Source organism: Pectobacterium versatile (assembly GCF_020166435.1).
Classification (GTDB): domain Bacteria; phylum Pseudomonadota; class Gammaproteobacteria; order Enterobacterales; family Enterobacteriaceae; genus Pectobacterium; species Pectobacterium versatile.
On the sequence record NZ_JAINZP010000050.1, the window covers coordinates 1 to 1,626 of the forward strand.

Here is a 1,626-nt window from a genome sequence, read left to right on the forward strand (position 1 = left end):
CTCCTGCGGCAGGCCGTTGCGGGTGTAGCGGTAAGCTTCGTCGGTTTCCACTGTGCGGCCTGCGCCGCCACCCGCTGGCTGAACACCTTCCCCGGTGGGCTGGATGTGGGAGGCGGACAATGAGCATTCAGGTGGCGTTTCATCAGGGTGTGTTGCCCGAACTGACCCTCACGGGTGACGGGCTGGCACAGGCAGGCTTTACCGCCGGGGCGATGTTTCGTATCAGTCTGTATCGCAACGGGTTGATACTCACCCGACTGGATGACGAGACTGATGTGGCCACATTGATGAGCGAACTGGACGGCAGCGACACCGAAGGCGCGGACTGGGTCGGCGATAACGGCGAACTGATGCTGGCAGGGGAGTGGCTGACGCAGAGCGGGTTACTCGGTTCACCGCTGGAGATAACGGGGCTGCCCGATAAAATAGTGATCTGGGCAGCACACGGGGTGATGCTGGCGTAATCAGACAAGCTGTTAAATAATAAAGCCGGAAGGATCTTGGGGATCGCTTCCGGATTTTTATATTGAATAGTTATTAACGATCCCCGTAAATATGAAGAATCTCTTTTGTGTTAATATCTATATCAATATTTACCCCCCCGACATCGTAGGGAGATACATTCATCCAATTTTCTTGAGATACTTCTTTAGCATAAAAATTTATTGTGTAATATTCTTTACCATCTTTTTTATGTACAAAATCTTCGAATAAAATGTAAAAATTTTCTATATCATACTTCCGAGATAAAACTAACTCGCTATTTTTTGCAGCATCAATAGCTTTAAATAAATATGGCGAGATTGCCTTATCTAATTGGACAAAAAAAGCCATAAATCCTCCACTCATAAAGGAATCGCATCACCTGGCCCACTAACCTGACCGAAAATCTTCCAAAACTTGCCGCTTGGCGTTCCTAATACATCTGTATAGCCTGGGAAAGTCGCATCAGCAGCATTATGTATTCTGATATCAGCTCTAGAAAAGATATCACTACTATGCATATCTCCAGCACTATTAGTCCTATTAAAGTTAATATCCGAGTAATCACCATGGGTGTGATACTGGCCGACAGGTGTTGAACCTTTTGGTAACCCTGCCGAGGATTCTTTAAAGGTTGGGGCTGTTCTCCCTGAACCCAAACGACCACGGGTATATCCATAAGTGCCGTCTTGCGCTTTAAATATAATCCCTCCATATTCTCTATTTTTGAAAATAGACATGTGGTTATATTTTGTTAAGGCTGCGCGGCCTGCATCATCCGCATTTTTATAACCAGTAGAACATTTTCCTCTTAAGCCTAGCGGATCGATCCAACTAATAGGATTCGGCACATACCCATAGTTACTCTCACCCCCCGCGATCCCTATCGGGTCAGGCGAGACATAACATCCACCTGCTGGGTCGTAGTACCGAAAACGGTTATAACATAGCCCGCTTTCGGTGTCACGGTACTGTCCGGCAAAGGCAAGGCCTGGGTCGATATTTTCCTCAAGATGGCTCTGCCGCTGCCCCCAGAGGGTGCTTTTCGGTGCCCGCCAGCGAAGTTCGCCTTGCGGATTGAAGACGGCCTGGGGTTCACCGTTCTGGCTGCTGGTGACAAAGTCGGTTTCCCAGCGTCCGTCA

Annotated in this window: 3 protein-coding genes; 1 reads left to right on the forward strand and 2 read right to left on the reverse strand. The window is 48.3% G+C overall.

The features are described 5' to 3' along the window. Positions 1-119: 119 nt before the first annotated feature. Positions 120-464, forward strand: coding sequence for a SymE family type I addiction module toxin (locus K7X24_RS21790; protein ID WP_224558263.1), 345 nt, complete (start codon positions 120-122; stop codon positions 462-464). Between the two features lie 73 nt (positions 465-537). On the opposite strand, the gene K7X24_RS21795 is transcribed toward K7X24_RS21790, so the two are convergent. Together K7X24_RS21795 and K7X24_RS21800 are read right to left on the reverse strand one after the other, a co-directional pair. Beyond that, entirely contained in the window at positions 538-834 is a 297-nt protein-coding gene (locus K7X24_RS21795) for a hypothetical protein (protein WP_044210038.1), read from the reverse strand. 11 nt (positions 835-845) lie between these two features. Then, positions 846-1,626: RHS repeat-associated core domain-containing protein (locus K7X24_RS21800; protein ID WP_224558264.1), on the reverse strand; the 781-nt coding region annotated here is incomplete at its 5' end.